The organism is Microlunatus spumicola, from assembly GCF_039536445.1.
Lineage (GTDB): Bacteria > Actinomycetota > Actinomycetes > Propionibacteriales > Propionibacteriaceae > Microlunatus > Microlunatus spumicola.
The window spans coordinates 862,978-888,959 of sequence record NZ_BAAAYR010000004.1; the positions used below are offsets into that span (position 1 = coordinate 862,978).

22 protein-coding genes are annotated in these 25,982 nt (G+C 73.6%); 4 read left to right on the forward strand and 18 right to left on the reverse strand.

Annotation, left to right across the window (positions count from 1 at the left end; translation table 11 throughout):
* Window positions 1–7: 7 nt before the first annotated feature.
* The 7 genes from ABD665_RS16970 to ABD665_RS17000 all read right to left on the reverse strand — a co-directional run bounded on the left by ABD665_RS16970 (window position 8) and on the right by ABD665_RS17000 (window position 5,177).
* Window positions 8–1,027, reverse strand: coding sequence for a LacI family DNA-binding transcriptional regulator (locus ABD665_RS16970; protein WP_344742550.1), 1,020 nt, complete (start codon window positions 1,025–1,027; stop codon window positions 8–10).
* A 10-nt stretch (window positions 1,028–1,037) separates the two neighbouring features.
* Window positions 1,038–1,349 carry a Dabb family protein gene (locus ABD665_RS16975; RefSeq protein ID WP_204910113.1) on the reverse strand — a complete coding sequence of 104 codons (312 nt, stop codon included), beginning with the start codon at window positions 1,347–1,349 and terminating at the stop codon, window positions 1,038–1,040.
* Window positions 1,350–1,386: 37 nt separating this feature from the next.
* Complete coding sequence (locus ABD665_RS16980; protein ID WP_204910114.1) at window positions 1,387–1,767, reverse strand: CrcB family protein; 381 nt, start codon at window positions 1,765–1,767, stop codon at window positions 1,387–1,389.
* Entirely contained in the window at window positions 1,764–2,180 is a 417-nt protein-coding gene (locus ABD665_RS16985; protein WP_204910115.1) for a CrcB family protein, read from the reverse strand. The genes ABD665_RS16980 and ABD665_RS16985 overlap by 4 nt, the downstream gene beginning before the upstream one ends.
* 26 nt (window positions 2,181–2,206) lie before the next feature.
* Window positions 2,207–3,022 (reverse strand): ATP-binding cassette domain-containing protein, encoded by an 816-nt coding sequence (locus ABD665_RS16990; protein WP_204910116.1) that lies wholly within the window; start codon window positions 3,020–3,022, stop codon window positions 2,207–2,209.
* A 2-nt stretch (window positions 3,023–3,024) separates the two neighbouring features.
* A complete protein-coding gene (locus ABD665_RS16995) occupies window positions 3,025–4,089 on the reverse strand; it encodes an ABC transporter permease subunit (protein WP_204910117.1) in 1,065 nt (354 codons plus the stop codon).
* A 65-nt stretch (window positions 4,090–4,154) separates the two neighbouring features.
* A complete protein-coding gene (locus ABD665_RS17000; RefSeq protein WP_204910118.1) occupies window positions 4,155–5,177 on the reverse strand; it encodes a substrate-binding domain-containing protein in 1,023 nt (340 codons plus the stop codon).
* Window positions 5,178–5,814: 637 nt separating this feature from the next.
* On the opposite strand from ABD665_RS17000, the gene ABD665_RS17005 reads away from it, so the two are divergent.
* Window positions 5,815–7,374, forward strand: coding sequence for an exopolysaccharide biosynthesis polyprenyl glycosylphosphotransferase (locus ABD665_RS17005; protein WP_204910119.1), 1,560 nt, complete (start codon window positions 5,815–5,817; stop codon window positions 7,372–7,374).
* 113 nt (window positions 7,375–7,487) lie between these two features.
* Here the strand turns inward: ABD665_RS17005 and ABD665_RS17010 are convergent, their stop codons facing one another.
* Window positions 7,488–8,399, reverse strand: a complete 912-nt coding sequence (locus ABD665_RS17010) for a polysaccharide lyase (protein WP_204910120.1) — start codon at window positions 8,397–8,399, stop codon at window positions 7,488–7,490.
* A 210-nt stretch (window positions 8,400–8,609) separates the two neighbouring features.
* On the opposite strand from ABD665_RS17010, the gene ABD665_RS17015 reads away from it, so the two are divergent.
* On the forward strand, window positions 8,610–9,230 hold the full coding sequence (locus ABD665_RS17015; RefSeq protein WP_204910121.1) for an arsenate reductase/protein-tyrosine-phosphatase family protein: 621 nt from the start codon (window positions 8,610–8,612) through the stop codon (window positions 9,228–9,230).
* On the opposite strand, the gene ABD665_RS17020 is transcribed toward ABD665_RS17015, so the two are convergent.
* Window positions 9,196–10,563 (reverse strand): polysaccharide biosynthesis tyrosine autokinase, encoded by a 1,368-nt coding sequence (locus ABD665_RS17020; RefSeq protein ID WP_204910122.1) that lies wholly within the window; start codon window positions 10,561–10,563, stop codon window positions 9,196–9,198. The two genes, ABD665_RS17015 and ABD665_RS17020, sit on opposite strands and share 35 nt — an antisense overlap.
* A 130-nt stretch (window positions 10,564–10,693) precedes the next feature.
* On the opposite strand from ABD665_RS17020, the gene ABD665_RS17025 reads away from it, so the two are divergent.
* Window positions 10,694–11,689, forward strand: coding sequence for a glycosyltransferase (locus ABD665_RS17025; RefSeq protein ID WP_204910123.1), 996 nt, complete (start codon window positions 10,694–10,696; stop codon window positions 11,687–11,689).
* On the opposite strand, the gene ABD665_RS17030 is transcribed toward ABD665_RS17025, so the two are convergent.
* The 9 genes from ABD665_RS17030 to ABD665_RS17070 form a co-directional block, all read right to left on the reverse strand.
* Window positions 11,655–13,130: an oligosaccharide flippase family protein gene (locus tag ABD665_RS17030; protein ID WP_204910124.1), complete on the reverse strand. Its 1,476-nt coding sequence runs from the start codon at window positions 13,128–13,130 to the stop codon at window positions 11,655–11,657. The two genes, ABD665_RS17025 and ABD665_RS17030, sit on opposite strands and share 35 nt — an antisense overlap.
* Complete coding sequence (locus tag ABD665_RS17035) at window positions 13,123–14,433, reverse strand: O-antigen ligase family protein (RefSeq protein WP_204910125.1); 1,311 nt, start codon at window positions 14,431–14,433, stop codon at window positions 13,123–13,125. The genes ABD665_RS17030 and ABD665_RS17035 overlap by 8 nt, the downstream gene beginning before the upstream one ends.
* Entirely contained in the window at window positions 14,417–15,085 is a 669-nt protein-coding gene (locus tag ABD665_RS17040) for a hypothetical protein (RefSeq protein WP_204910126.1), read from the reverse strand. The genes ABD665_RS17035 and ABD665_RS17040 overlap by 17 nt, the downstream gene beginning before the upstream one ends.
* A gap of 8 nt (window positions 15,086–15,093) precedes the next feature.
* Window positions 15,094–18,699: a PKD domain-containing protein gene (locus tag ABD665_RS17045; protein ID WP_204910127.1), complete on the reverse strand. Its 3,606-nt coding sequence runs from the start codon at window positions 18,697–18,699 to the stop codon at window positions 15,094–15,096.
* Between the two features lie 162 nt (window positions 18,700–18,861).
* The gene (locus ABD665_RS17050; protein ID WP_204910128.1) at window positions 18,862–21,279 is read right to left on the reverse strand and encodes a LamG-like jellyroll fold domain-containing protein; all 2,418 of its coding nucleotides are present in this window, start codon (window positions 21,277–21,279) and stop codon (window positions 18,862–18,864) included.
* A gap of 152 nt (window positions 21,280–21,431) precedes the next feature.
* Complete coding sequence (locus tag ABD665_RS17055) at window positions 21,432–22,175, reverse strand: polysaccharide deacetylase family protein (protein WP_204910129.1); 744 nt, start codon at window positions 22,173–22,175, stop codon at window positions 21,432–21,434.
* A complete protein-coding gene (locus tag ABD665_RS17060; RefSeq protein ID WP_204910130.1) occupies window positions 22,162–23,115 on the reverse strand; it encodes a glycosyltransferase in 954 nt (317 codons plus the stop codon). The genes ABD665_RS17055 and ABD665_RS17060 overlap by 14 nt, the downstream gene beginning before the upstream one ends.
* Window positions 23,116–23,117: 2 nt before the next feature.
* A complete protein-coding gene (locus tag ABD665_RS17065) occupies window positions 23,118–23,903 on the reverse strand; it encodes an adenylyltransferase/cytidyltransferase family protein (RefSeq protein ID WP_344742551.1) in 786 nt (261 codons plus the stop codon).
* Window positions 23,904–23,939: 36 nt separating this feature from the next.
* On the reverse strand, window positions 23,940–24,722 hold the full coding sequence (locus ABD665_RS17070; protein WP_344742552.1) for a CDP-alcohol phosphatidyltransferase family protein: 783 nt from the start codon (window positions 24,720–24,722) through the stop codon (window positions 23,940–23,942).
* A 101-nt stretch (window positions 24,723–24,823) separates the two neighbouring features.
* Between ABD665_RS17070 and ABD665_RS17075 the strand changes: the two genes are divergently transcribed.
* The gene (locus tag ABD665_RS17075) at window positions 24,824–25,975 is read left to right on the forward strand and encodes a glycosyltransferase (protein ID WP_204910131.1); all 1,152 of its coding nucleotides are present in this window, start codon (window positions 24,824–24,826) and stop codon (window positions 25,973–25,975) included.
* The last annotated feature ends 7 nt before the right edge of the window (window positions 25,976–25,982 follow it).

Genomic DNA, 25,982 nt, shown 5'->3' on the forward strand with positions numbered 1-25,982 from the left:
GGCGGCCTCAGACCCGCGGCGGGCGGGTGCTGCCCCGCACGACCAGGCGGGGCTCGAACACCCGCTCCGAGGCGGTGGTCCTGCCGCCGTCCAGGCGCTCCACGACCGCGCCGACGGCGCCCTCGGCCTGCGCCTGCGCCTCCTGGTTGACCGACGTCAGGTCGACGGCGAGCAGCGCGGCGAAGGCCGTGTCGTCGTGACCCGTCACCGAGACGTCGTCCGGCACCCGCAGCCCGGCCCGGCCGAACCGCTCCATCACCCCGATCGCCACCCGGTCGTTGTACGCGCAGACCCCCGTCGGGAGGTCGCCGTCGGCCAGCAGCCGTTCGGCCGCGCGCACCCCGGCCGCCTCGTCGTCCCCGCCGGCCAGGACGGCCACCGCGGTCAGGCCGTGCCGGTCCAGCGCCCGGCGGAACCCGCGCCGGCGCCCGGTGCTCGGCAGGCCGTCGCCGCCGTCGACGTGCGCGAGCCGTCGGTGCCCGAGCGCCACGAGGTGGTCCACGACCAGGCTCGAGCCGCGGTCGTCGGACGACCGCACGACGTCGACGGCCCGGCGCGTCCGGGCACCGCCGACGAGCACCAGCGGGACCCGGACCGCGAGGTCGGCCAGGGCGCCGTCGTCGAGGCGGGTGCCGAGCAGGATCAGCGCCTCGCAGCGGAAGTCCAGGAGGGTCGACACCGCCCGGCCCTCCGACCGGTCCGGGCTCACGACCGACAGGACGACCTCGTACCCGGCGGCGTCGGCGGCCGCCTGGATCCCCTCGACGAGCTCCGCGTGGAAGGTGCTCCGCACGTCCATCGTCACGCCGAGGTGCCGGTTGCGCCGCAGCTTGAGCAGGCTCGCGGACCGGTTCGGGCTGAACCCCAGCCGCGCGGCGACCTCGAGCACCCGCGCCCGGGTCTGCTCGCTGGCCCCGGGTGCCCCACGGAAGACGATGGAGACCAGCGCGCGGGAGACGCCCGCCGCCTCGGCGACGTCGCGCATGGTCGGGCGCGGGGCGGCCCGTCCCGGCTCGACGTCGCTCACGGCCGACCGCCTAGCCCGCGGGCTGCTCGACGACGAGGTCGTACTCCTGGAACGCCGCGACCTCGGGCACCCAGCGGGTCTCGACGAACCCCCGGTGCGCGGGGTGGGCGTCGTACGCGGCGTACGCGGCGTCGTCGGCGAACACCATCGAGAACTGCCACGTCAGGTCGCTCTTGGGGCTGACCTGACGGTTGACGGTGAAGTCCGTGACGCCGGGGATCGCGGTCAGCGTCCCCCGGGCGGTCGCGAGGAAGGCGGCCTCCTCGGCCGACCCCGGCGCGTGCACGAGGCGGAAGACGACGGTGTGCTGGAGGCGGGTCACGAGCGCCACGCTCTCACGACGGGGACCGGTCGGGCGCTCAGGCGGCCGCGCCGAGCAGGTAGCCCAGGGCGGCCAGCGCGGTGGCGACGACGGCCTGGCCGAGCCCGTGCACGAGCGCCGCGGCCCAGCGCCGCCCCTCGGCCAGACGCACCGTCTCGTACGCGGCCGTGCTGAAGGTCGTGTACCCGCCGAGGAACCCGGTGCCGAGGACGAGCAGCCCCGGGGCGTCGAGCACCTGCCCCGCGGCGAGGCCGGCGAGCAGCCCGAGCAGGAAGGAACCGGAGAGGTTGATGAGCGTCGTGCCCACCGGGTGGGCCGCTCCCCCGCGTCGGGCGCGGGCCGCGGTAACGGTGCCGTCGAGGACGAACCGGGCGACGGCACCCAGGCCGCCGGCGAGCGCGAGCAGCAGGACGGTCACGCGGGCCGCGACCGGCGGGCGAGGGCGATCCCGAGGGCGGAGGCGGCCAGCCCGAGCGCCAGGGTGCCGAGCACGTACGCCAGCGCGCGGCCCTCGAGGCCGGCCCGCAGCAGCGCGTCGGTGTCGTTGGCCAGCGCGCTGTAGGTGGTGAACCCGCCGCAGAACCCGGTGCCGAGCGTCAGCCGGAGCGCACGCCGGCGGCCCTCGTCGGGGCCGCGTCGGGCCAGGCCCTCGAGCAGCGCGCCGAGCACGAACGCACCGACCACGTTGACCAGCACGGTGGCGACCGGGACCCGGCCGAGGTGCGGGACGGCGAGGCCGACGGCCCAGCGCGCGAGCGTGCCGGTCGCCCCGCCCAGGAAGACGAGCCCGAGCAGGGGCGCCCGCAGGTGCGGGGGTCGGGCCTCGGACACGTCCGGCAGGCTACCGACCCCCGCGCTCAGCGCTGCAGCTCGTGCGACAGCTCGGCGAGCTCGTCACCGCCGGCCATCTGGCGGGTCAGCTCGTCGAGCGTCACCTCGCCGCGGTGCTTGTCCAGCACGGCCTGGCCGAGCTTGAGGATGACGAAGTGGTTGCCGACCAGGTAGGCGTGGTGCGGGTTGTGCGTGATGAACACGACCCCGAGCCCCGCGTCGCGGGCGGCGGCCGTGTACTTCAGCACCACGCCCGACTGCTTGACCCCGAGCGCCGCGGTGGGCTCGTCGAGGATCAGCACCCGGGCGCCGAAGTAGACGGCCCGCGCGATCGCGACGCACTGGCGCTGGCCGCCGGAGAGCTCGCCGATCGGCTGGTCGATGTCCTTGACGACGATGCCCATCTTGCGCAGCTCCTCGTCGGCGATGCGCTTCATCTCCTTCGTCTTCAGCCCGGACAGCGGGAACCGGCTGCCCGTCAGCTCCGAGCCGAGGAAGAAGTTGCGCCACACCTCCATGAGCCCCACCACGGCGAGGTCCTGGTAGACGGTGGCGATGCCGTGGGAGAGCGCCTCGCGCGGCGAGCCGAAGTGCATCTCCTGGCCGTCGACGAGCAGCTGGCCCTCGTTGTGCGGGTGCAGCCCGGCGATGATCTTGATCAGCGTCGACTTGCCGGCGCCGTTGTCACCGAGGACGCAGGCGACCTCGCCGGCGTTCACCGTCAGGTTGATGCCCTTGAGTGCCCGGATGGCGCCGTACGTCTTGCCGACGTTCTTCATCTCGACGAGCGTCTCGCCGTGGCTGAGGGTCGGGTCGGCGTGCTCCTGCAGGGTGTCGGTCATCGTTAACCCACCTTCCTGGTGGTCGAGAGCTTCTTGACGTACAGGTTGACCATGACCGCGAGGAGCAGCATCACGCCGAGGAAGGCGCGGAACCAGTTCGGGTCCCACCCGGCGTAGACGATGCCGAGGCTGGTCATGCCGAAGATGAAGGAGCCGAGCGCGACGCCGATGGTGTTGCCGTAGCCGCCGGTCATCAGCGTCCCGCCCACGACCGCGGCGATGATGTAGAGGAACTCGTTGCCCACGCCGTTGCCGGCCTGCAGCACGTTGAAGTTGTAGAGGTAGTGCATCCCGGTGAACCACCCGAGGAACGACACCGTCATGAACAGGCCGATCTTGACCCGGGTCACCGGGACACCGACGGCCCGCGCGCTCGCGGCGTTGCCGCCGACCGCGTAGATCCAGTTGCCGATGCGGGTGCGCTGCAGGATGTAGGCGGCCAGCGCCGCGAAGATCAACCACCAGATGACGGTGATGTTGAGCTGCACCGGACCGATCTGGAAGACGTGGGCGAAGATGAACTTGAGCGAGCTCGAGCCGGCCATCTGGGTGGTGTTGGGCCCCGACACGGAGCCGGTGACGAGCTTCGTGACGCCCAGGTTGGCGCCCTGCAGGACGAAGAAGCTTCCGAGCGTGATCAGGAAGCTCGGGATGCCCGTCCGCATCACCATGTAGCCGTTGAAGAAGCCGATGCACAGGCAGAAGATCAGGCTGAGGAACGCGCCGACCCACAGGTTGATGCCCAGCTCGTAGCAGAACATCGCGTTGAACAGGCCCGCGGTCGTCGTGATGACTCCGGCCGAGAGGTCGAACTCACCGCCGATCATCAGCAGGCCGACGGACACGGCGACGATGCCGATGGTGGAGGACTGGTAGAGGACGGTGAAGAAGGAGGGCGCGGAGCGGAACGAGGGCGCCACGACGAGGAAGAAGATGAAGATGACGATGGCTGCGACGAGCGCCCCGATCTCGGGGCGAGCGAGCAGACGGTTGGACAGACCGAGCTGGACCCGGTTCGACGCTTCAGCCGGCGCACCCGCCGGGGCGGTCTTGACTGTTTGACTCATGCTCAGCTCCGAGGTGTGGGTGGTCGGCGGCCGGGCTCGCGGAGCCCGACCACCGACCGCGGGGACTAGCGGGTGTTCTGGTCGATGAAGGGCAGGATCGCAGCGACGTTGGTGGTGTCGACGAAGGACGGGCCGGTCAGCGTGGCCTTGCCGCCACCCATGACGTTGCCGTTCTTCTTGTAGAGGTACAGCTGGCTGACGGCCAGGTAGCCCTGGAGGTAGGGCTGCTGGTCGATGCAGAACTGCAGGTCACCGGACTGGACCGCCTTGGCGGCCTCGGCGTTGAGGTCGAAGGTGCCGACCTTCACGTCGTCACGGCCCGCGGCGCTCTTGGCCTTGATGGTGTCCAGGGACTGCGCGGCTCCCAGCGTGATCACCCAGTTGATGTCCTTGTCCTGGCTCAGCTTGGCCTGGATCGCCGAGGTGACGGCGGAGTCGTCGGCACCGTTCACCTGCAGGTTCTCCGTGTTCGGGAAGCTGTCCTTGACGCCGGCGCAGCGGTCCTCGAGGGCGACCGAACCGGTCTGCTGGATCGTGCAGAGGATCTTCGTGGCACCGGCCGCCTTCGCCTTCGCCCCGGCCTGCTGGCCCGCGAGCTTCTCGTCGGAGGAGAAGTGGGCGATCGCCCCGGCCTGCTGGTAGAAGTCGAGACCCGAGTTGAAGGTGTCGACGGGGATGCCGGCGGCCTCCGCCTTCTTCAGCGACGGGATGAGCGCGTCCGGGGTCACGAGCGTGCTGGCGATGCCGTCGACCTTGGAGTTGACCGCGGCGTCGATCAGCGTGGCCTGCTTGGTCGCGTCCGGGTCGGACGAGTACCTGAGCGTGGAGCCGGTGTCCTTGGCCGCCTGCTCGCCGCCGGCCCGGATCCGGTCCCAGAACGTGTCGCCCGGGGTCTCGTGCGTGATCATCGCGAAGGTGTAGCCGCTGTTGCCGCCGCCACCCCCGCCGGCGGGCGCGGAGCCCGACGACTGCGGGGCGCCGCCGCCGCTGCACGCGGAGAGGGCGAGCGCGGCGGTCACGGTCACCACGGCGAGCGTCCGGGTGAGGAGGGGACGACGCAGGACGCGTCCGTCTGGGAGCGGAGTCATCGATGAGTCCTTTCGGTCAAACAGGTTCCAGCGGGCGCCGGGGTGTCCGGGAGCGGACGGTGAGGGAGAGCGGACGTGCACGTCGGTCCGTACGGGAACGGCGCACGAGCGGCCGGAAGACGTCGGGCGGAGAGACGTCGCGCGGCCACGCCGGTCCGCGTCACGACCGTGGTGACGGTCGGGGTGCGGTCGGACGGTGGGTTCATCGGTGAACCTCCGGGTCGTGGCCGGCTGCGGTGCCGACGCGGCCTAGCGTGACCCAGCCCCACGATGGTGTCAAGACTTTGTTCGGACATTGTTTTCGGGCGGCGTGTCAGGTCGTGCCGCGGATCGACGGCCGGGGGGAACTTTTCGTTTCCCTGACGAGCCCCTCCCGGCGCCGGTAGCGTGAGGGAAGTCTTCCCAGGTGGGAGAACCGGACGGCGCCAGTGCGCCGCGCGGTGCTCGCGAGGTGGGCGTCAGGGGACGTGCACCGCCGTGAGGCCTGGGATGGCGCGGTGCCCGTACGGGCACTCTCGGGGAAGCACGGCGGGGGATCCATGTACGGCAGAACTGTCTTTTTCGGCACGCTCTCGACGGGCGGAGCCGTCCGCGGCACCGGTCCGTCCGGCGTCAGCACGCTCGGGCCGGACCACCGGTGAGCACCCAGGAGATGCCCGTCGACGGGCTCGACCTCATCGGCTCGCTCGTCCCGCCGCCCTCACGGACCGTCGAGCAGCAGCCGCTCCGGACCGTCGGACGTCGCGCTCGCGCCACCCCGCCCGTCTCGCCGACGGGGCCCCGGTTCGCGGTCTGGGCGCGCCGCTACGTGGCCGCCCTCACCGCCTGGGACGTGCTGGTCGGCGCGACCGCCGCCCTCGTGCCCTCGGTGGTGAGCGAGACCCTGTCCTCCTCGTGGCTGCGCATCGTCGTCCTGTGCGCGCTCGGCGCGCTGGTCTGGCCGCTCGCCGTCGCGTCGATGAAGGGCTACCAGCGCCGCGCCGTCGGCGTCGGCTCGGACGAGGTGCACGCCGTCCTGCGTGCGTGGGTCGCGGTCGTGGTGGCCGGCGCCGTCTGCGCCGAGCTGGTCCCGGCCCTGGCCGAGACCGAGCGGGACGCGCTGCTCAAGCTGGCCGTCACCGGCACCCCGTTCGCCGTCGCGCTGAGCGTCGTCGGACGCTTCGCCGCCCGGAAGTACCTCCACCGCGAGCAGCGCGCCGGCCGGTTCGTGCGCCGGGTGGTCGTCGCCGGCAGCGCCGCGGCCGCCGGTCAGCTGACCCGGCGCCTGGCGAACGAGTCCGAGGCCGGGATGACCGTGGTCGGGGTCTGCGTGCCGGACGCGGAGCTCGCCGACCTGGTCGGGCTGGACGTGCCGGTCCTCGGGGACCTGCGCCACGTCGGCACGGCCATGCGGGACCACGCCTGCGACGCCGTCGCCGTCACCAGCGACGACGCCACCCGCTTCACCTACCTGCGCGAGCTGTCCTGGTCCCTCGAGGGCAGCGGCGTCGAGATGCTCGTGGACCCCGGCCTCGTCGAGGTCGCCGGCCCGCGGATGCACATCCGCCCGCTCGTCGGCTTCCCGCTGCTCCACATCGAGGAGCCGCACTTCACCGGGCCGAGGAGGGTCGTGAAGCGGACCAGCGACATCGTCCTGACCGCCCTGGGCCTGCTGGTGATCTCGCCGGTGCTGCTGGTGATCGCGCTCGCGGTCAAGCTGCAGGACGGCGGCCCGGTGATCTTCGCCCAGAAGCGCATCGGCCGCGGCGGCGAGGAGTTCACGATGTACAAGTTCCGGTCCATGCGGACCGGGGCCGAGAACGAGCTCGCCGCGCTGATGGAGCGCAACCAGGGCAAGGGCGGGCTGTTCAAGCTGAGCGACGACCCGCGCATCACGCGGCTCGGCCGCATCCTCCGCAGCTTCTCCCTCGACGAGCTGCCGCAGCTCTTCAACGTGCTCAACGGGACCATGTCCCTCGTCGGGCCGCGGCCGCACCTGGCGCACGAGCTGGCCCAGATGCCGGCCCACTCGAGCCGTCGGGCCCTCGTCACCCCCGGCCTCACCGGGCTGTGGCAGGTCAGCGGACGCTCCGGGCTCGAGGGCGACGAGGCGATCCAGCTCGACCTGCGCTACGTCGAGAACTGGACCCTCGCGCTCGACCTGCTGATCATCTGGAAGACCTTCTCGGCGGTGCTCCGCCGGGTCGGCGCCGCCTGACCCACCCGTCCGCGTCCGCGATGCACGAGACCCTCCGCCCCGAAGGGCGGAGGGTCTCGTCGTACGCCGTGGCTCGTGCCGGGAGCGGGTGACGGCCCGGTCAGCCCGGACGGCTAGACGGCGGCCGTGATCTTCAGGTTGTCCATGTCCACGAAGGCGTTCTTCTCGCCGGCCCAGGTGGTCGAGTTGCCGCCGCGGAACACGCTCCAGTCGAAGTGCGTGATGTGCACGGCCGGGTCGGTCCGGTAGACCACGTCGCGCTGGTCCATGACGAGGTCGTTGTCGAACCAGGTCTGGAGCACCCCGTCGGCCTTGCCGATCGTGTTCATCACGTGGCACTGGCGCACGTGGTGCCACTTGCCGGGGACGAAGGACGCCCCCCAGGAGACGTTGTCGCCGTACTCGCGGTCCTGGCCGGGGTGGTAGAGGTACGTGACGACCATGTTCGACCGGTGGGCGTCGCGGACGAACTTCCACATCTTCGAGCCGAGCCACATCAGCCGGCCGGACCAGCCGTGCGCGGTGGAGCCGCCGCCCTCGGGCGTGCTGGGCGAGGTGCCCGGCGCGACCCCGACGAAGCCCGGCAGCTTGCCGCCGGCGGAGAAGTCGAACGGGGCGGCGAAGCGGATGTCGTAGGACATGCAGGCCGAGTCGTACGCGCCGGGCAGCTTGACCATCAGCACGTTGCCGCGGCCCTCGCCCTTGGACTGGATGAACTTGCCGCCCGCGAGCTTGGTGCGGACGACGTTGCCGGAGCCGCGGTAGTCCTTGCGGTAGGTCATGCCGAGGTAGGCGGAGGCGTTCTTGTTCGTCGGGCCGACGAGGCTGCGGAAGGACTTCGCGTCGACCTTGCCCCGCTTGGTGCTGTCGAAGGTCGCGCTGATGATCGTGGTCTGCGCCTTGGCCGTGGCGGGCGCAGGGGCCGCCGTGGCGACCTCGGTCGTCCTCGGCGCCCCGAGCATGGCGGCGGTGGCCAGGACGACGCTGGCGAGGGTCAGGCTGGTCCGGAGGAGGGCGTGCGGCATGACAGCAACTACCTTTCGAGGGGTCCCCGAGCTGGAGGGTGAGGGCAGGAGCGAGGCCGTGGGTGCCTCGTTCGGGCCGCGGACCGCGACGCTCCCCCGCGCAGGTCCGACCGCTCGATGCTCGCCTGAGACATCGCCGCGACGGCCCGGTTGTTACTGAGAGTTCCCAGCAGTTTCTGGGGCAGGGGTCAGCAGGAGGACGGTCCACCGATGGTCGACGCCGGCGCGGTCGGGAGCCGGACGGGCCGGCTCGTCTTCGTCTGCCACGCGAACCACTGCCGCTCGCCGATGATGGAGCTCCTCCTGCGGGCCGCGCTGGAGGCCGCCGGTCCGTCGGCGCCGCCGGTGCTCGTCGGCTCCGCCGGCACGTACGCCCACCCCGGCGTCCCCGCGCACCCCTCGGTCGTCCAGGTCCTCGCCGAGCGCGGCGTCGACGCCTCGCTCTGGCGCTCCACGGCCCTCGACGTCGCCACGGTCCGGGCGGCGGACCTCGTGGTCACCGCGGCCGCCGAGCAGCGGCGCGACGTGGTCGCCCTCGCGGGCCCGGAGGCGGCAGCGAAGACGTTCACCCTGCTGGACCTCGCCGCCTGGTTGGAGGCGGCTCCGGGGGGCGGAGGGCCGGAGCGGGGCGTGGACGCCCTCCTGGCGCGGGCCGCGGCCGGGCGCGAGCGGTCGGGGCCGGTGGCGTACGAGCGGGACCTGCCCGACCCGATGGGGCGCAGCGTGCGGCAGTTCCGGCTGTGCCGGCGGCGGGTCGAGGCGGCGCTGGTGCCGTTCGTCGAGACCCTGGCGGGCGTCAGCCCGGGTGCGACCCGTGGCCGACGGGGCTGACGGAGGACCACGAGAAGTCGGACGGGTCCGAGGAGTAGCGGCGACGCTCCGAGCGCGTCAGGCGGCGGCCGTTGAGCACGCTGCCGAGCACCGGCGCGTGCACCTGCTCGAGCATGGCGACGGCCTCGACGACCTCGTCGCGGCTCGTGCGGCCCCACCGCACGACCAGGAGCACGCCGTCGGCGACCGCCGAGCAGACCGCCGCGTCGGTCACCGGCAGCAGCGGCGGCGCGTCGAGCAGGACCTTGTCGTAGCCCGTCCTCAGCGTGGCGACGGCGGCGGCCATCCGCTCCGACCCGAGCAGCTCGGCCGGGTTCGGGGGCACGGCGCCGGCGGGCAGCACGCTCAGGCCCTCGGCCCCGCCGGGGCGGACCGCGGCGGCGACCTCGACCTGACCGGCCAGCACCTCCGACAGGCCCGGCCCGGGCTCCAGGTGCAGCGTGGGTGCGAGCGTCGGGCGGCGCAGGTCGGCCTCGACCAGGAGCACGCGCTCGCCGGCCTCGGCCAGGGACCGGGCCAGGTCGAGCGCGGTCGTGGTCTTGCCCTCGCCCCCCACGGCGGAGGTCACGACGACCACCTCGGCGCCGCGGGTCGCGCCGCCGGTGGCCCGGACGAACATCAGGTTGGTGCGGAGCTGGCGGACCGCCTCGGCCCTCCCCCGCTCGTCGCGGTCCTCGTCCACGACGGCCAGGGTGGGCGCGCCCACGAGCTCGGACGCGACGGCCGAGGAGCGCACGGTCGCGTCGAGCAGGTCGCGCAGCACGGCGAGCAGCGCGCCGAGGACGAGGCCCGCGAGCAGGCCCAGCGCGAGGAACTTCTTCAGGTCGGGGCTCACCGGCGACGACGCGGACGTCGGTCCGGACACGACGTCGACGGCGATGACCGCGGCTGGGCGCCCGGCGTTGTCCAGCTCGTCCACGAGGGGGCCGAACGTGGTCGCCAGCCCCCGGGCCACGGCGAGCGAGCGCTCCGGCGACCCCGAGCGGACCGTGGCGGTCAGCAGGGTGGTGTTCAGCTGCGCGCTGGCGGAGATCGAGCTCGCGACCGAGGCGGGCGAGACCGACAGCTTCTGGTCGGCGACCACGCGGCGGGCCGACTCCTCGCTCCGGACCAGGGAGACGTACGAGTTCACCTTGGCCTGCGCGTACTGCGTCGCGGTGGCGGAGCTGCCCCCGGCGACCGGCGGGACGCTGACGTAGAAGGTGACGGTGCTGGCGTAGACGGGCGGGGTGAGCAGGAACGCCACGAGGCCGAGCAGGAAGCCGAGCACGGCCAGCCCCGCGACGAGCCACCACCGCAGCCGCAGCGCGTGCAGGTATCCGCGCAACTCCACGCCGCGTTCCTTGTCTGTCCAGGGATCCCGTCCGGGCGGGCCGCCCGGGTCGTCCGCCCCGGTCGTCTCGTCCGGGGCCGAGGTCGATGGTCCCACACCGCCCCTGGCCGGACCGGTAATCTTCCGCACCGTGGCGGAACGAGACCAGACGTCCCGGGCCGTCCGACCGGCGCCCGGCAGCACCCCGACCGACGCGTCGACCCCCGAGGTCGTCGTCGGCGTCGCGACCTACCGGCGTCCCGCGGCCCTCGCCCGGCTGCTGCCGGAGCTCGTGGCCCAGCTGCAGGGCTACGCCGGGCCGGGCTCGGTCGTCGTCGTCGACAACGACCCCGCCGGCGGCGCCCGTGAGCAGGTCGAGGCCTGGGCCGCCGACGGCGTGCGCTACGTGCACGAGCCGCGGCCCGGCATCGCGGCCGCCCGCAACCGCGCGCTGGCCTCCGCGGGTTCCGCGGAGCTCCTGCTCTTCGTCGACGACGACGGCCTGCCGCTGCCGGGCTGGCTCGGCCGGATGGTCGGCGCGTGGTCGCGCTGGCACCCGACGGCGGTCTCCGGGCCGGCGGTCCCCCGCTTCGAGGAGGGCGAGCCGGACGCCTGGGTGGCCGGTTCCGGGGTCTTCGACCGCACGGTCCGTCCGACCGGCGCGCTCCTGGGCGGCGCCAGCAGCGCGAACCTGCTGCTCGACCTGGCGCAGCTGCGGGCGTACGGGCTGGAGTTCGACGAGGCGTTCGGCCTCACCGGCGGCAGCGACACCATGCTCACCCACGCGATCGTGGCCGCGGGCGGCGAGATCCGCTGGTGCGACGAGGCGGAGGTCCTGGACTTCCACTCGGTCGACCGGATGACCCACGCCTGGGTGCGGCGACGCTCCTACCGCACCGGCAACGACTGGAGCCGGGTGGCGCTCGCGCTGCGCCCGGGCCCGGGCCGCTGGGCCGAGCGGGCCGAGCTGCTCGCCCGGGGCGCGGTCCGCGGGGCGACCGGCGTGGCCAACCAGGTCCGCGGCCGGGTGCGGGGCGACGTGGGCCGCCGGGCCCTGGGCGCCTGCCAGGTGTCCACCGCGCTCGGGGTGGTCGGTGGCGCCCTCGGGGTCGTCAGCGTGGAGTACGGACGCCCTCCGCAGGCGTGACCCGCTCGCGGCGCAGCAGGCCGCGGGCGGCGAGGAGCTCGGCGCGGGCCGAGGGCAGCAGGAGCAGCAGCAGCCCGACCCAGGCGAGCGCCAGCAGGCCGGCGACGACGAGCTGCCAGACCGTGCCGTCGACGAGCCGGGTCCCGAGGTAGGCCAGCAGCCCGAGCGGGAGCGAGAGGCCGCCGAGCGCGAGGAGCGCCTGACGGAGCAGCCGGCCGCTGTCGAGGCCGGTCACCCGGCCCATGTAGAGGAGGGCGACGACCCAGTAGACGGCGAACGCCGCCGAGTGCCCCGCGGCCACCCCGACCGGGCCCCAGGGCAGGCCCGCCAGGATCATGCCGATCATCAGCGGCCGGGTCACCAGGTACATGCGCAGCTGCTTGTCGGCGCGGCCCCGGGCGAGGAACCCCCAGTAGGTGACGAGCCCGACCCCCCGGAACACGCCCCCGACCGCCAGCGCGACGAACACCGGCACCACGGCGGTCCACTGCGGGCCGAACAGCAGCGCCACCAGCGGCGCGGCGACGCCCGCCGCGACCGCGAAGGCCGGCCCCAGCCCGTACGTGCCCACGCGCTGCGCCTTCTCGACGTAGCGCTGCAGGGTCGGCTGGTCGTCCTGCACGCGCGACAGCACCGGCAGCACGACGCGGCTCATCGGGTCGTTGATCTGGTTGATCGGGACCATCAGCAGCTGGTAGGCCCGGCTGTAGACGCCGAGCGGCCCGGCGCCCCAGACGGCCCCGATCCCCACGTTGTCGACGTTGTTGGTGGCGTAGCCGAGGACCTGGGTGCCGAGCACGTGGCTGCCGAAACGGACGAAGCGGCGGACGGAGGTGGTTCGGCGCGGGAGCCCGGGCCGCCACCCGCAGAAGGCGACGCACAGGACGCAGGTCAGGAGGACCACGGTCCCCTGCTGCGCGACGATCGACCAGTAGCCCGCCCCGAGCGCCGCGCTGGCGATGGCCACCGCCACGCCGCCCGCCTGCGCCGAGAGCTCGACGACGCCGAGGGGACCGAACCGCAGGTCCCGGCTCAGCTCGGCCCGGAACTGCGTGGTGACGCCGCTGACGACCAGCAGGCCGGCCAGCGCCAGCACCACGCCCGCCACCCGCGGGTCGCCGTAGAGGGACGCGATGGGGTGGGCCAGCGCCAGCGCCACGATCGCGCAGGTCGTGCCGATCGCCACGTTCAGCCAGAAGAGGTTGGTCCGCTCGGCGTCGCTCAGGTGCTTGGCCTGGATGGCCGCCGAGGACAGGCCGAAGTCGCGGATCAGCTCGGCGACGCCCAGGACGCTGGTCGCCATGGCCACCAGGCCGAAGGCCTCCGGGCTGAGCAGCCGGGCCAGCACGACGAGCGAGCCGATCTGCAGGACGAACCGCCCGCCCTGGGCCCCGAGCGTGAAGGCGGTCCCGCGCGCCGCCGCCCGCCCGAGGTCAACCACGGGCGCGCGCGAGCGGGGCGACGTCAGCCGGCGTGGACCGGGAGGAGCCGGCGACGGCAGCGTCCGGCGCGGGGTCCGGACCGAGGGGCTCGCCCACGAGCAGCGTCGCGAGCGGGAGCAGCAGGACGGGGTCGAAGACGCTGCCGCCGTCGAAGAGCAGCGACACCTCGAGCAGGGACGCCGCAGCGAGGGCCAGCAGGATCGCGACCCCGACGGTCCCGCCGCCGGGCACCGTCGCGGCGCGGTGCACGGCGGCGAGCACCAGGGCCCCGACCAGGACGGCGAGCACCACCCCGCCGGTCACCAGCAGCTGCACCATCTCGTTGTGGCCGTGGTACACCGTGCCGCCGAGGTCGGCGGAGGTCTGGGCGATGCGGCTGTAGAAGTCCGAGCCGTTCCCGACCCAGGGGTGGTCGCGCCACAGCGCGAGGCTCCTGGTCCAGATCGCCCCCCGCCCCGTGAACGCCAGCGGCGCGGTCGTGACGAAGGGCAGCACGGCGACCAGACCGAACGCGCCCCAGAGCACGAGCCGGTACGGGACGGTCCGCCGCGCGACCGGGAGCAGGGACAGCACGGCCACGACGAGGGCCAGCGCCACGGCGCCCGCGATGGTCGACCGGGCGGCGCTCCACAGCAGGGCGAAGGCGGAGACGGCGAGCAGCACGGCACGCACGCCGCGGCGCTGCACGAGCGCGACGAGCGGGAAGCCCATGATCAGGAACTGCCCGAGCGTGTTGCCGTGGGTGAAGACACCGACCAGGACGCCGAGCGGGAGGATCGCCTTCTCCTCGTCGATCACGCTGCCGTCGGACGCCCGGAACACCCCGGCGTCGGGCAGCAGGACGCCGATGGCGACGGACACCAGGGCGACCGCGCCGGCCAGGTAGCCGAGCAGGCGGAGGTGCCGCAGGCCCGGGCGCAGCAGCCAGACCGCCACGACGACGGCGGGGTAGACGAGGTCGGCCACGGCGAAGCCGCGGTCGAGCGTGAACGAGCGCACCTCGACCCACAGCCACGGGGCGAGCAGCAGGACGAGACCGAGCAGGTCGCGCCGCGGGTTCCGCCGGAGCGCGTCGAGCACGACCAGCAGGCAGAAGCCCAGCAGCGCGGCGGTCAGGACGTCGGTGGCCAGCGCGGTGAGCGCGGTGGGCGGCGGCTCGGCCTGGTCGACCCGGACCCGGTACTTGGCCGAGGTGAGCGTCTGCAGGATCTTCGGGACGACGGCCCACAGCCCGACGAGGACGAAGAGGACGCCGGCCCGGTCGGAGGTCCAGACCGGTGGGTGCCTAGGAGGCCCGACCACGGAACGTCACCACGGGCTGGCCGGACGTCACGTAGACGGCCACGGTGAGCGGGCCGGAGCCGGCGTCGTCGAGCACGAAGGCGTACGCGCCCTCCGCGCTGCGGCCCGCACGGAGCGAGCCGCTAATCGCGTCGGTGGGCCGGCCGATCACCAGGGTCCCGGGGTCGCCGGCCTCGTTGCTCACGTTGACCTGGACGAAGCTCGTGTCGAGGGTCCTGCCCGTCGTGTTGGCCATCTTGAGGCGGACCAGGACGCCCGGCCCGGAGCTGTCGGCCGGTCCGGCGGCCTTGACCGTCGTGGCCTTCACGGACACCAGGGACACGGTGGCGCCGGCCGTCCGCGTGGGCTCGTCCAGCTTCTTGGGGGCGGCGGTCTCGACGGGCCGGCTCTCGACGGTGCCGTCGCTGCTCGGCTGCGGCGGTTCCGGCGCGGCGCTGCTCGAGGGGGCCGCCGCGGTGGCCGACGCGCTCGGGGCGGCGGACGACGAGGCGGAGGGGGTCGCGCTGGGCGCGGGCGCCGGTGCGCTCGTCGCGGCCGGCGGCGGGACGTCGCCCGACGGAGCCGGGTCGGAGCACCCGGCGGCGACGAGGGTGATCCCCGCCAGGACGCCGACGAGGCGTCCGAGGGGCACGGTCCGGGGGGCGCGCGGCACGACGGGGCTCAGCTCGGGGTGACGAGCAGGTTGTCGAAGCTCAGCTGGACGGGGGCGTTCGTGGCCGACTGGGACTGGTAGCCCCAGACGCCGACCGAGCCGGCCCGACGCAGCGACTTCGTGCTGTCCTTGGTGGAGAGCTGGGCCGACGGCTCCTTGCTCCCCGCGTGCCACACCGTGGCCTTGATCGCGGCGCTCTTGGCGCTGCTGATCGAGGCGCGCAGGCGCAGGATGTCGCCCGGCTTGTAGGTGGTCTTGACCTTGACGGTCTTGATGACCTTCTCCGTGCCGCCGACCACGCGGCTGGCGACCAGGAAGAGCTTGCCCTTCTCGACGAAGACGAGCTTGACGCGGTAGTCGCCGTCGGCCTGCTCGCGCAGCACGTACGCGGCGGTCGTGCCCGACGCGACGCCGGTCTTGTCGATCGTGACGTCGCCGACGACGTTCGCCTTGTTCGTCGACAGGTCCTTCAGCGTCGCGGTCCAGCCCTCGCCCGCCGCGCTCAGCGACAGCTCGCCCTGCTCGCCGTCGAGGCTGAAGCCGGCGTCGGGGTCCGTCGTCCAGACCCCGCCCTTGTCGGCGTTGCCCCAGCCGGTCCCGCTGCGCTGGAAGGCGTCCGACGCGAGCGTCGTGCCGCCGGTCAGGACGTTGTCGGCGATCCAGCTGGTCGCGCCGTCGTCGTCGGTCACCGCGAGCTTGACGTAGTAGGAGCCGGTGCCCTTGTAGGTGTGGCTCACCGACGACTTCGTGCTGCTGGAGCCGTCGCCGAAGTACCACTTGTACTTCTTGATCTTGCCGTCGTAGTCGACCGACTTGCGGCCGTCGAAGGACAGCTTCTTGCCCTTGGCCTTGCTCGTCATCACCGGGACCGGGATCGAGTTGCCCGCCGCGTCGACCGTCTGGATCGCCGAGGAGACCATGCCCTCGCTGTTGGTCACCGTCAGCGCGACGTCGAACGTGCCGGACTTCTTGTAGCTGTGCTTGACCTTCGCGGCCTTGGCCGACGACCCGTCGCCGAAGCTCCAGGCGTAGTCGGCGATGCTCGGGTCGTCGGCGGGGACCTCGCCGGAGCCGGCGGCCGCCGCGGTGGTCCTCGCGGCGGGCGCGTCGGCGGTCGACGGGCTGGCGTCGTACGAGCAGACCAGCGCCGAGCAGGCGGTCGTGAAGGCCGCCGTCGGGGTGGCCACCGCGGTCCGGCCGGAGCGGCCGAAGTGGTCCTTCACCTGCGCGGCGGTGAGGGCCGTCGGGTAGATCGCGACGTCGTCGAGCGACCCGCTCAGGTAGGTCGACGTGGTCGCCGTCTTGCCCGGGAGGACGTCCGCGCCGATCCGCCAGAAGCCGCCGTACGCCCGTCCGGAGGTGATCGACGACCACGACGCGACCTTGGCGCCGTCGACGTAGAGCACCATGCCCGAGGTCGAGGACAGCGTCGCCGTGACCTGGTGCCAGGCGTTGTCGTTGTAGGACTTCGCGCTGGTGATCGAGCGCGAGGTCCCGTTCTGGTCCAGGTAGTAGACGAGGTTGCCGGCCGCGTTCAGGTAGACCTGGCGGTCGTGGCGGTAGCTGCTGCCGGTCGGCACGTCGCCGAAGCCGAGCACCTGGCCGCCCGAGGTCGACGCGGTCTTGAACCACGCCTCCGCGCTGAACGTCTGCGGCGCGCGGACGAAGCCGTTGCTCGCGGCAGCCGACGCGTTGCCAGTGGCGTTCACCGCGGCGCCGGTGTCGGAGCCGACGGCCCCGGCCGCACCGAGCGTCAGGCCCGACGAGCGGGCGAGGTCGGTCGCGCCGGCCCAGTCCGTGATCGACGTGCCCGCGGCCGGGTCGTCCAGGCGCCAGTAGTTCGCGGCGCCGTCGGCCAGCACCTGGCGCGAGTAGTCGGAGTCGGCGAGCGAGGTGCCGCTCGGGGTCACGCTGCCGGCGTTGCTGGTGTTGACGTTCCCGTCGGCGTCGGTGATCCGCAGCTTGTAGCTGTAGGTCGTGCCGGCGGTGATGTCGGTGTCGGTGTAGGCGACCGTGGTCTTCCACCAGGGCGCCGTCACGTCGTTCTGCGTCTGCACGACCGTCCCGTTGCGGAGCAGCTCGATCTTGCTCAGCACGGCGTCGTCACGGTCCCAGGGCGCCGCGGTGACGCGGATGGTGTTGCCGCCGACGACCTTGACGCTCGGGGTGCCCAGCGAGGTGTTCGCGCTGCCGGGGTCGGAGTAGTAGAGGCGCGGGCCGTCGGTCTTCGGGGCGATCGAGCCGCGGGCGAAGCGGACGAGGCCCTGCTGGGCCTTGCCGTTCACCGTCGGGAACTGGCCGCCCACGACGACGTAGTCGCTGTTGCTCTCGATGGTCAGCGTCGGCTGGCCGGAGTAGTAGCCGGCGGTCGGGCCCATCGCGAACTGGGGGAACCAGTTGATGACGGCCGGGGCCTGGTAGGTGGAGTAGTCCTTGAACTTGGTCGGCGAGAACGAGTTCGGCAGCACGTCGCCCTGCGCGTCGGCGGTGAACGCGTTGGCGCGCCACTCGACCTGCGTCGGGCGCTGCTGCGGGAACGAGCCGATGTTCGAGCAGTCGTGCTGGTGGCTCGCGGCGTAGACCACGCCGTTGGAGACGGTGGTGTCGTAGGTGTCGCCGTGGCAGTCGGCCAGCCACTTGATGGTGCCGTCGTTCGGCGTGACCGCCCAGGCGCCCTCGAAGTTGGAGTCGGTCCCGCCGAACCAGAAGCCGGCGCCGAACACGGTGGTGCCGTCGGTCTTCAGCGACAGCACGCCGCCGTTGTCACCGGTCTGCTTGACGACCTTGTTGACGTTCCAGGTCTGCGCGGCACCCGTGGTCGGGTCGAGCGAGGCCGAGCCCGCGGCGGGGGTCAGCGTCGAGTTCGCGAGGTTGCCGATCGAGCCGAACTGGCCGCCCGCGACGACGTTGCCGCCGGGCGCGACGAGCAGGGCGCGGACGACCTTGAAGTCGCCCGACTTGGGGGTCCAGCTGCTCAGCAGGCCGCCGTCGGAGGCGCGGAACGCGGCGAACCGGCCCCGGTTGACGCCGTTGGCCTGGGTGAACGAGCCACCGACGTACACGGTGGTGGCGGTCGCCGTCACGGCGTAGACCGGGCCGCCGAGGTTGACCGCGAAGCTCGGGTCCACCTGGCCGGTCGCGGTGTTGAGCGCGAACAGCCGGTTCCGGGTGACGCCGTCGACGGTCGTGAACTCGCCGCCGACGTAGAGGCGGGACTGGTCGGGCGACAGCGCGAGGACGTGCACGACGCCGTTGGTCTTGGGGGCGAAGCCCGAGAGCTCGCCGGTGCTGATCGAGTAGGCCAGCAGGTTGCCCCGGGCCGACTCGCTCGTGCCCTCGGCGACGCCCGCCGGCCGCGCGGAGGTGAACTTGCCGCCGGCGTAGACGGTGTCACCCACGACGGCCTGGTCCTCGACCCAGCCGCCGGTGTTGATCTGCGCCGTCGGCAGCACGTCGGACGTGACGCCGGACGACGCGTCCGGCTGCACGGTGGCGGGCGGTGCGGCGGCCTCGGCCGCCGGCAGGCCGAACGCACCGAGCAGGCTGACGAGAGCCAGGGCGAGCGTCAGCGGCAGCGTGACCGCGCGCCTGCGCCCTAGAGATGATGAAGTCACGACGAAGGTCCCCCGAACCGAGTGATGAAAGAGGGGCGATCGTTCCCCCGAGCCCCGCGAGGAGTATAAGGGGGCTGTCGGGACCCCCGCGGCCTCTTCGCGGGATCTCCGGGGGCGGGGAGGAGGCTCCCCGCCCGGACGGCGCTCAGGTCGTGAGCGACGTCACCGACCCGAGTCCGTCCAGTGGTCCTTCACCTGGGTGGCGCTCAGCGCGGTCGGGTAGACCGCGACGTCGTCGATCGCGCCGCTGAGGTAGGCCGACGTGCTGGACGTCTTGCCCGGCAGGACGTCGGCCCCGACGCGCCAGAAGCCGCCGTAGCTGCGCCCGTACGTGACCGTGGACGACGAGGCGACTTTATTGCCGTCCACGTAGAGCACCATGCCCGAGCCCGACAGCGTCGCCACGACGTGGTGCCAGGCGTTGTTGTTGTAGCTCGCGGCGCTGGTCACCGACCGGGACGTGCCGTTCTGGTCGACGTAGTAGGTGAGCTTGCCCGCACCGTTCAGGTAGACCTGCCGGTCGTGGCGGTAGCTGCTGCCGGTCGGCACGTCGCCGAAGCCGACGATCTGGCCGCCGGTGGTCGACGAGGTCTTGAACCACGCCTCGACGCTGAAGGTCTGCGGCGCCCGGACGAAGCCGGTGTTCGAGGCCGCGGACGCGCTGCCGGAACCGTTGACCGTCGCGGCCTTGTCGGCCCCGATCGCGCCGGAGGTGCCGAGCCCGAGGCCGGACGACCGGACGAGGTCGGTCGCGCCGGCCCAGTCGGTGACCGCCGTGCCCGAGGACGGGTCGTCGAGGCGCCAGTAGTTCGCGGCGCCGTCGGAGCGGACCTGGTTGTAGTACGTCGAGCCGGGGATGCCGCTGCCGCTGGGCGTGACGCTCGCGGTGCCGCTGGTCGTGGTGTTGCCGTCGGCGTCGGTCATCCGCAGGTAGTAGCGGTAGGTCGAGCCGGCGCTGATGTTCTTGTCGGTGTAGGCGACCGTGGTCTTCCACCACGGGGCCGTCACGTTCGTGGCCGACCAGACGGACACGTTGTTGCGGATCAGCTCGACCTTGCTCAGCACCGCGTCGTCACGGTCCCAGGGCGCGGCCGTCACGCGGACCGTGTTGCCGCCCACGACCTTGACGCTCGGGGTGCCGACGGACGTGCTCGCGCTGCCCGGGTCGGAGAAGTAGACCCGCGGGCCGACGTCCTTGGGCGCCTTGGACCCGCGCGCGAAGCGGACCAGGCCCTGCTGGGCCTTGCCGTTCACCGTCGGGAACTGCCCGCCCACGACGACGTAGTCGCTCGTGCTCTCGATGGTCAGCGTCGGCTGGCCCGAGTAGTAGCCGGTCGTCGGGCCCTGCGCGAACTGCGGGAACCAGTTGATGACGGCCGGGGAGTCGTAGGCCGAGTAGTCCTTGAACTTGGTCGGCGACAGCGAGTTCGGCAGGAGGTCGCCCTTGGCGGCCGCGGTGAAGGCGTTCGCGCGCCACTCGACCTGCGTCGGGCGCTGCTGCGGGAAGGACCCCATGTTCGAGCAGTCGTGCTGGTGGCTCGCGGCGTAGACGACGCCGTTGGCGACCGTCGTGTCGTACGTGTCGCCGTGGCAGTCGGCCAGCCACTTGATGGCGCCACCCGACGGGTTGACCGCCCAGGCGCCCTCGAAGTTGGACTGCGTGCCACCGAACCAGAAGCCCGCGCCGTACACGGTGGTGCCGTCGGTCTTCAGCGACAGGACGCCGCCGTCGGTGCCGTACTGCTTGATCGTCTTGTTCACGGCCCAGGTCTGCACGGCGCCGGTCGTCGGGCTCAGGGAGACCGAACCGGGCGCGGACGTCAGGGTCGAGGTCGACAGGTTGCCGATCGTCGCGAACTGGCCGCCGGCGATGACGTTGCCGCCGGGCGCCACGAGCAGCGCGCGCACGGCCTGGTAGTCGCCGGACTTGGGCGTCCAGCCGCTCAGCAGGCCGCCGTCGGACGCGCGGAACGCGGCGAAGCGGCCGCGGTTGACCCCGTTGGCCTGCGTGAACTGGCCGCCGACGTAGACGGTGCTCGCCGTGGGCGCGATGGCGTAGACCGGGCCGCCGAGGTTCACGTTGAAGTTGCTGAGCAGCGCGCCGCTCGAGGCGTCGAAGACCGCGAGGCGGTTGCGCGCGAGGCCGTTGACGGTGGTGAACTCGCCGCCGACGTAGAGCTTGGTCTTGTCCGGCGACAGCGCGAGCACCCGCACGATGCCGTTCAGCTTGGGCGCGAACGCCTTGAGGGTGCCGGTGCTCAGCGAGAAGGCGAGCAGGTTCGTGCGGCTGCTCTGGCTGGTGCCCGCGGCCGCGCCGGCCGGGCGGGCCGAGGAGAAGGACCCGCCGGCGTAGACCGTGTCACCGACGATGGCCTGGTCCTGGACGTAGCCGCCCGCGTTGATCTGGGTGGTGGGCAGCACGTCGGCGGTGACGCCGGCGGAGTAGTCCGGCTGCACCACGGCGGGCGGGGCGGCGGCCTCCGCCGCCGGGAGGCCGAAGGCCCCGAGCAGGCCGAGCGTCGCCAGCGCGAGCGTCAGCGGCAGCGTGACCGCGCGTCGAGGAGCAGAAAGGTGAGTCAACGTGAGGTCCCCCGCAGGAAAATGGTGTGGCTGCAGGGCGGCACCGCCCCCGGCATGGGCCGAGGGTACAAGGCGCACCGGGACCGTTGTCCACACCAGCCGTCGTCCGGTGCGGGTAAGAAAGCGGGCTCCCGCTCAGCCCGTGAGCGACGTCACCTGCGGAACCGCGCGGCCCGGACGGGGCTCCCGTGCGCCAGGGCCGACCCCAGCGAACGCCCGCGGAGGCCTCGCGCGGCGTACGCGGTGAGCACCCGGTCGACCAGGTCGAAGCGGTCGACGTCGGGCTCGATCATGCCCCTGCCGTCGTCCACGGCGCCGTCCGCCACGCCGGCGAACGCGTCGTGCGCGAGCACCACCGCACCCGCCCGGGCACCCTGCTGGGCCTTGGCCACGCGGTCGGCCTGGGGCAGGTCGCGCCAGTCCCACGTGGTCGGGCCCCACAGCACCGGCATCAGCCCGGCGCGCCGGACCCCGAGCCACGTCGGCGGGGTCTGGGCACCGTACGGCGGCCGGAACCACCGCAGCCGCTCCCCCGTCAGCGCCTCCAGCTCGGTGCGTGCCGCGAGCGTGCGGGCGTACGCCTGGGCGTGCGAGAAGCGCGGCAGCGGCTGGTGGTCGACCCCGTGCAGCCCGACCTCGTGGCCCTCGCGGACGACGCGGCGCAGCAGGTCGGGATGCTGCCGCACGCGGGTCAGCAGCACGAAGAAGGTGGCGGTGGCCCCGTGCGCGGCGAGGGCGTCGAGCACGGCCGGCGTCCCCACCGGGTCCGGGCCGTCGTCGAAGGTCAGGACGACGTCGGGCTCCGACGTGCGCACGGCCTCGACCGAGCCGAGCGGCGCCGCCGCCCGGCGCAGCGTGCGCTTGAGCCCGGCGGGCACCCGGTCACGCAGCGGCACGGGGTTCCTCCCGGGCGTACTCGACGTGGTGCAGGCCCCAGGCGCCGCGGACCATGCCCACGCCGCGCATCGCCGCCCGCAGCCCGCGGGCGGAGTCGACCGGCCGGCGCAGCAGGGTGCCGGCCAGGCCACGGGCCCCGCCGACGACGACGCGGGCCGCGCCGCCGAGCACCGCGCGCACCCGGAACACCACCCGGGCGGCCGGGCCGGGGGCGAGGCGCAGGCCCACCCGCACCCACGCGTCGCCGTGGCTCATCGCCCGCGCCAGCACCCAGCGCCGCGTCATCCGCTCGGGCAGGACGCGGTCGACCGCGACGGAGCCGGCGCACCAGACCATCGACGCGCCCCTGGCGTGCAGCTCGCGGCTGAAGAGGGTGTCCTCGCCGCCGGCCAGCCCGACCCGCTCGTCGAAGCGCTGCCCGAGGGCGCGGAGCTGGCGGACGTCGAGCAGCAGGTTGCCCGCCGCGGCGACCATGATCGGCGCGCCGGTGGCGAGGTTGCGGCGGGTGTGGAAGCGGCCGGCGGCGACCCAGGGGTCGAGCGGCCCGGTGAACTCCGGCACGACGCGCCCGGCGACGAGGGCGGCGCCGGTGTCCTCCTGGGTCTCCACCAGCGCGGCGAGCCAGCGCGGCTCGGGGACCTCGTCGTCGTCGATCATGGCGACCAGCGCGGCGCCGAGCGCGTCGGCCGCGTGGTCGAGGATCCGGTTGCGCACCGCCGCGATGCCGGGCACGGGCTGGGCGACGTAGTGCACCCGCGGGTCGCCGACCGCCGCGACCACCTCGCGGGCCGAGCCCGCCGGGTCGTTGTCGACGACGAGCACGTCCACGGACCGGCCGGGGAGGTCGTCGGCCTGGGCCAGCAGCAGCGGCAGCAGCGCGGTGAGCTCGTCGGGGCGCCGGTAGGTCGGGACGCCGACGACGACGGGGGCGGGGCTCAAGGTCAGCGCGCGTCGAGGACCGAGCGCAGCGCGGTGCTCGAGGTGTGCGGGGTGTAGGGGAAGTAGCGCAGCTCCACGCCGACCTGCGCCATCTCGGCCTCGAGCCGGTCGCCCTTCGCCGTGCCCCGCCAGTCGTCGCCCTTGAAGAGCACGTCGAAGCCGACGCGCTCCCAGGCGAGCAGCTTGTTCGACGACGAGTCCGCGACGACCTCGTCGACGATCCCGACCGCGGCGACGACGGCCGCCCGCTCGGCAAAGGTCACCATCGGGGCCCGGCCCTTGGCCGACACCAGCGCCTCGTCGGTGACGACGCCGACGACGAGCCGGTCGCACTGGGCCCGCGCGCGCTCGAGGATCCGCAGGTGCCCGATGTGGAACATGTCCCACCCGCCGGGCACGTAGCCCGTCCGGGCGCCCGGGTCGCGGGGGTCGGTGCGGACGAGGAAGTCCGGCACGACGGGGAGCACCCGGCCCTCGGGACGGGGCCGGAGCACCTCGGCGTGGGCGGGCGCGGCGACGTCGACGAACTCGTACGCGAGCCCCGGCTCGGCGTCCGCGGCGGTCTCGTCGGTGGCCACGTCGACGTCGTCCACGTCGCGCAGCGCCGCGACCAGGCGCACCCGCTCGTCCAGGGGCATGACGGGCGCGAGGCCCTCGAGCCGCTCGACCTGCTCGTCGGTGCGCACCCGCGCCACCAGGCGGGCGCAGCGGCCACGCGCCTGCTCGATCACGTCGAGCTGGGCGACCGTCACCAGGTCGAACGCACCGGTCAACCGTCCGACGTCCACAGCCGCAACGCTACCGGCGCCGGAGACCCTGGGCACTCAGCGCGCGGAATTCGTGCGGTGCCCGACCCGGAGCGCGTCGAGCGCGAGCACGTCCCGGCGCCACTTCACGACCACCAGAAGGGTGTAGCCGACGGTGGCCACGGCCAGCAGCGTGTAGACGCCGACGAACAGGGCGTGCGCGCCCAGGAGCACGGTCGCGAGGCAGAAGACGCCGTAGTCGGTCGGCAGCTTGAGCAGCGCGGTCGAGGCGCCCGGCGAGGTCTTGACGGGCGCCGGCAGCGCGAGCTCGGCCCGCGTGGCCCGCGCGAGCAGGTCGACGAGGATCATCCCGAAGAAGTGCACGCTCGACGCGACGGCGAAGGCGAGCGGGACCAGCAGCCAGCCGGTGGCCAGGTCGAGGTGCAGGTACCAGGTGACCAGCACGGCCAGGTGCACGACGACGACCTTGAGCGAGTCGACGGTGTGGTCGAGCCACTCCCCCTGCAGGCTGCCGCCGCCGCGCAGCCGGGCCAGCTGCCCGTCGGCCGAGTCCAGCGCGTAGCCCAGGACGAGCAGGACGGCGACGACGACCCCGGTCAGCCAGGTGGCGGGCGCGGCCGCGAGGAACCCGACGCCCACGAAGGTGGCGAGCGCGCTGAGGGCGGTGACCTGGTTGGGCGTCAGCCCGGCCTGGAAGGCGAGGGCCGCGAGCACGCGTCCGAGGGGACGGTTCACGAAGATCGAGTACGGCGGTCCGCCGCGGGCGCTCTTCTGCGCGCCGCGCAGCTGGGCCATCGCGGCGCGGAACCCCGGGCGGGGCGTCGTCGGTTCGGTGGGCATGCGGTCCTCCTCGTGCGGAGGCCCGCGCCCGTCGCTGCGCCGGCCCGAGCCGCCGCTGGATCGACGTGAGGATATCCCGGCGACGGCCGTAGGGTCCGCCCATGCGCGCAACGACCCCGTCGTCCGGCACGTCCCGCGGGCCGCTGGTGCTCGTGCACCCGAGCGACGAGCTCTACGGCGCCGACCGGATGCTGCTGGAGATGGTGGACGCCGCCCGCGCCGACCCCCGCCTGCCCGACCTCGAGGTGTGGCTCCCGACCGACCTCGTGCACCCGGCGGCGGGGCTGTCGCTCTGCGGCGTGCTCGAGGAGCGCGGGGTGACCGTGCGCCACCTCGACGTGCCGGTGCTGCGCCGCGCCTACCGGACGCCCCGCGGCCTCGCCCGGCTGCTCGGCCGCGGCGCCCGGCTCCTCGCCGAGCTGCGCCGCAGCCGGGCGTCGATGGTCTACTGCACCTCCAGCGCCACCCTGCTCGCCGCTCCGGTCGCCCGGCTCGCCGGCGTGCCGCGCGTGCTCGGGCACGTCCAGGAGATCTGGTCGCGGGCGGACCGCGCGGCGCTCACGCTCCCGGCCCGCAGCTGCCGTCGGCTCGTCGCGATCTCCGGCGCCTCCGCCGCCTCCCTGCCGCCCGCGCTGCTGCGGCGCACGACGGTGGTCCCGAACGGTTCACCGGACCCGGGCCCGCCCGTCCCGCTCGCGGGGCGCACGGGCGGGCTCCGCTACGTCGTCGCGAGCCGCTGGAACGGCTGGAAGGGCCACGCCACGCTGCTGGCCGCGTGGGACGAGGCCACGACGGCCGGCGCCGCCGGGACGCTGGTCGTGCTCGGCGGCCCGCCGGCCAGCGGCGAGCGCACCGACGTCCCGGCGCTGGTCGCCGCGCTCGCGCACCCCGGCAGCGTCGAGGTCGTGGGCGAGGTCGCCGACCCGTCGCCGTGGCTGGAGGCGGCCGACGTCGTGGTCGTGCCGTCGGACCGTCCGGAGCCCTTCGGCCTGGTCGCGATCGAGGCGCTGGCCCGCGCGCGACCGGTGGTCGCGAGCGCCGGGGGCGGCCTGGTCGACATCGTCACGCCGGAGGTCGACGGGTGGCTCTTCCCGCCGGGGGACGCGGTTGCGCTGGCCGCCGTGCTGCGCCGGCTGGACCGGCCCGCCGTGACGGCGGCCGGGGAGCGGGCCCGGAGGACCTACGAGGAGCGGTTCACCGAGCGCGAGTTCGCGGAGCGGTGGCGGGAGGTCGTGCTGGCGGAGCAGGCCTGAGGGCCGC

Excerpts from the sequence above, each read along its gene's own strand:
- ABD665_RS16990 (WP_204910116.1), bottom strand. The coding sequence starts at position 3,022 with ATGACCGACACCCTGCAGGAGCACGCCGACCCGACCCTCAGCCACGGC.
- ABD665_RS16995 (WP_204910117.1), bottom strand. The coding sequence starts at position 4,089 with ATGAGTCAAACAGTCAAGACCGCCCCGGCGGGTGCGCCGGCTGAAGCG.
- ABD665_RS17000 (WP_204910118.1), bottom strand. The coding sequence starts at position 5,177 with ATGACTCCGCTCCCAGACGGACGCGTCCTGCGTCGTCCCCTCCTCACC.
- ABD665_RS17010 (WP_204910120.1), bottom strand. The coding sequence starts at position 8,399 with ATGCCGCACGCCCTCCTCCGGACCAGCCTGACCCTCGCCAGCGTCGTC.
- ABD665_RS17015 (WP_204910121.1), top strand. The coding sequence starts at position 8,610 with ATGGTCGACGCCGGCGCGGTCGGGAGCCGGACGGGCCGGCTCGTCTTC.
- ABD665_RS17070 (WP_344742552.1), bottom strand. The coding sequence starts at position 24,722 with ATGCCCACCGAACCGACGACGCCCCGCCCGGGGTTCCGCGCCGCGATG.
- ABD665_RS17075 (WP_204910131.1), top strand. The coding sequence starts at position 24,824 with ATGCGCGCAACGACCCCGTCGTCCGGCACGTCCCGCGGGCCGCTGGTG.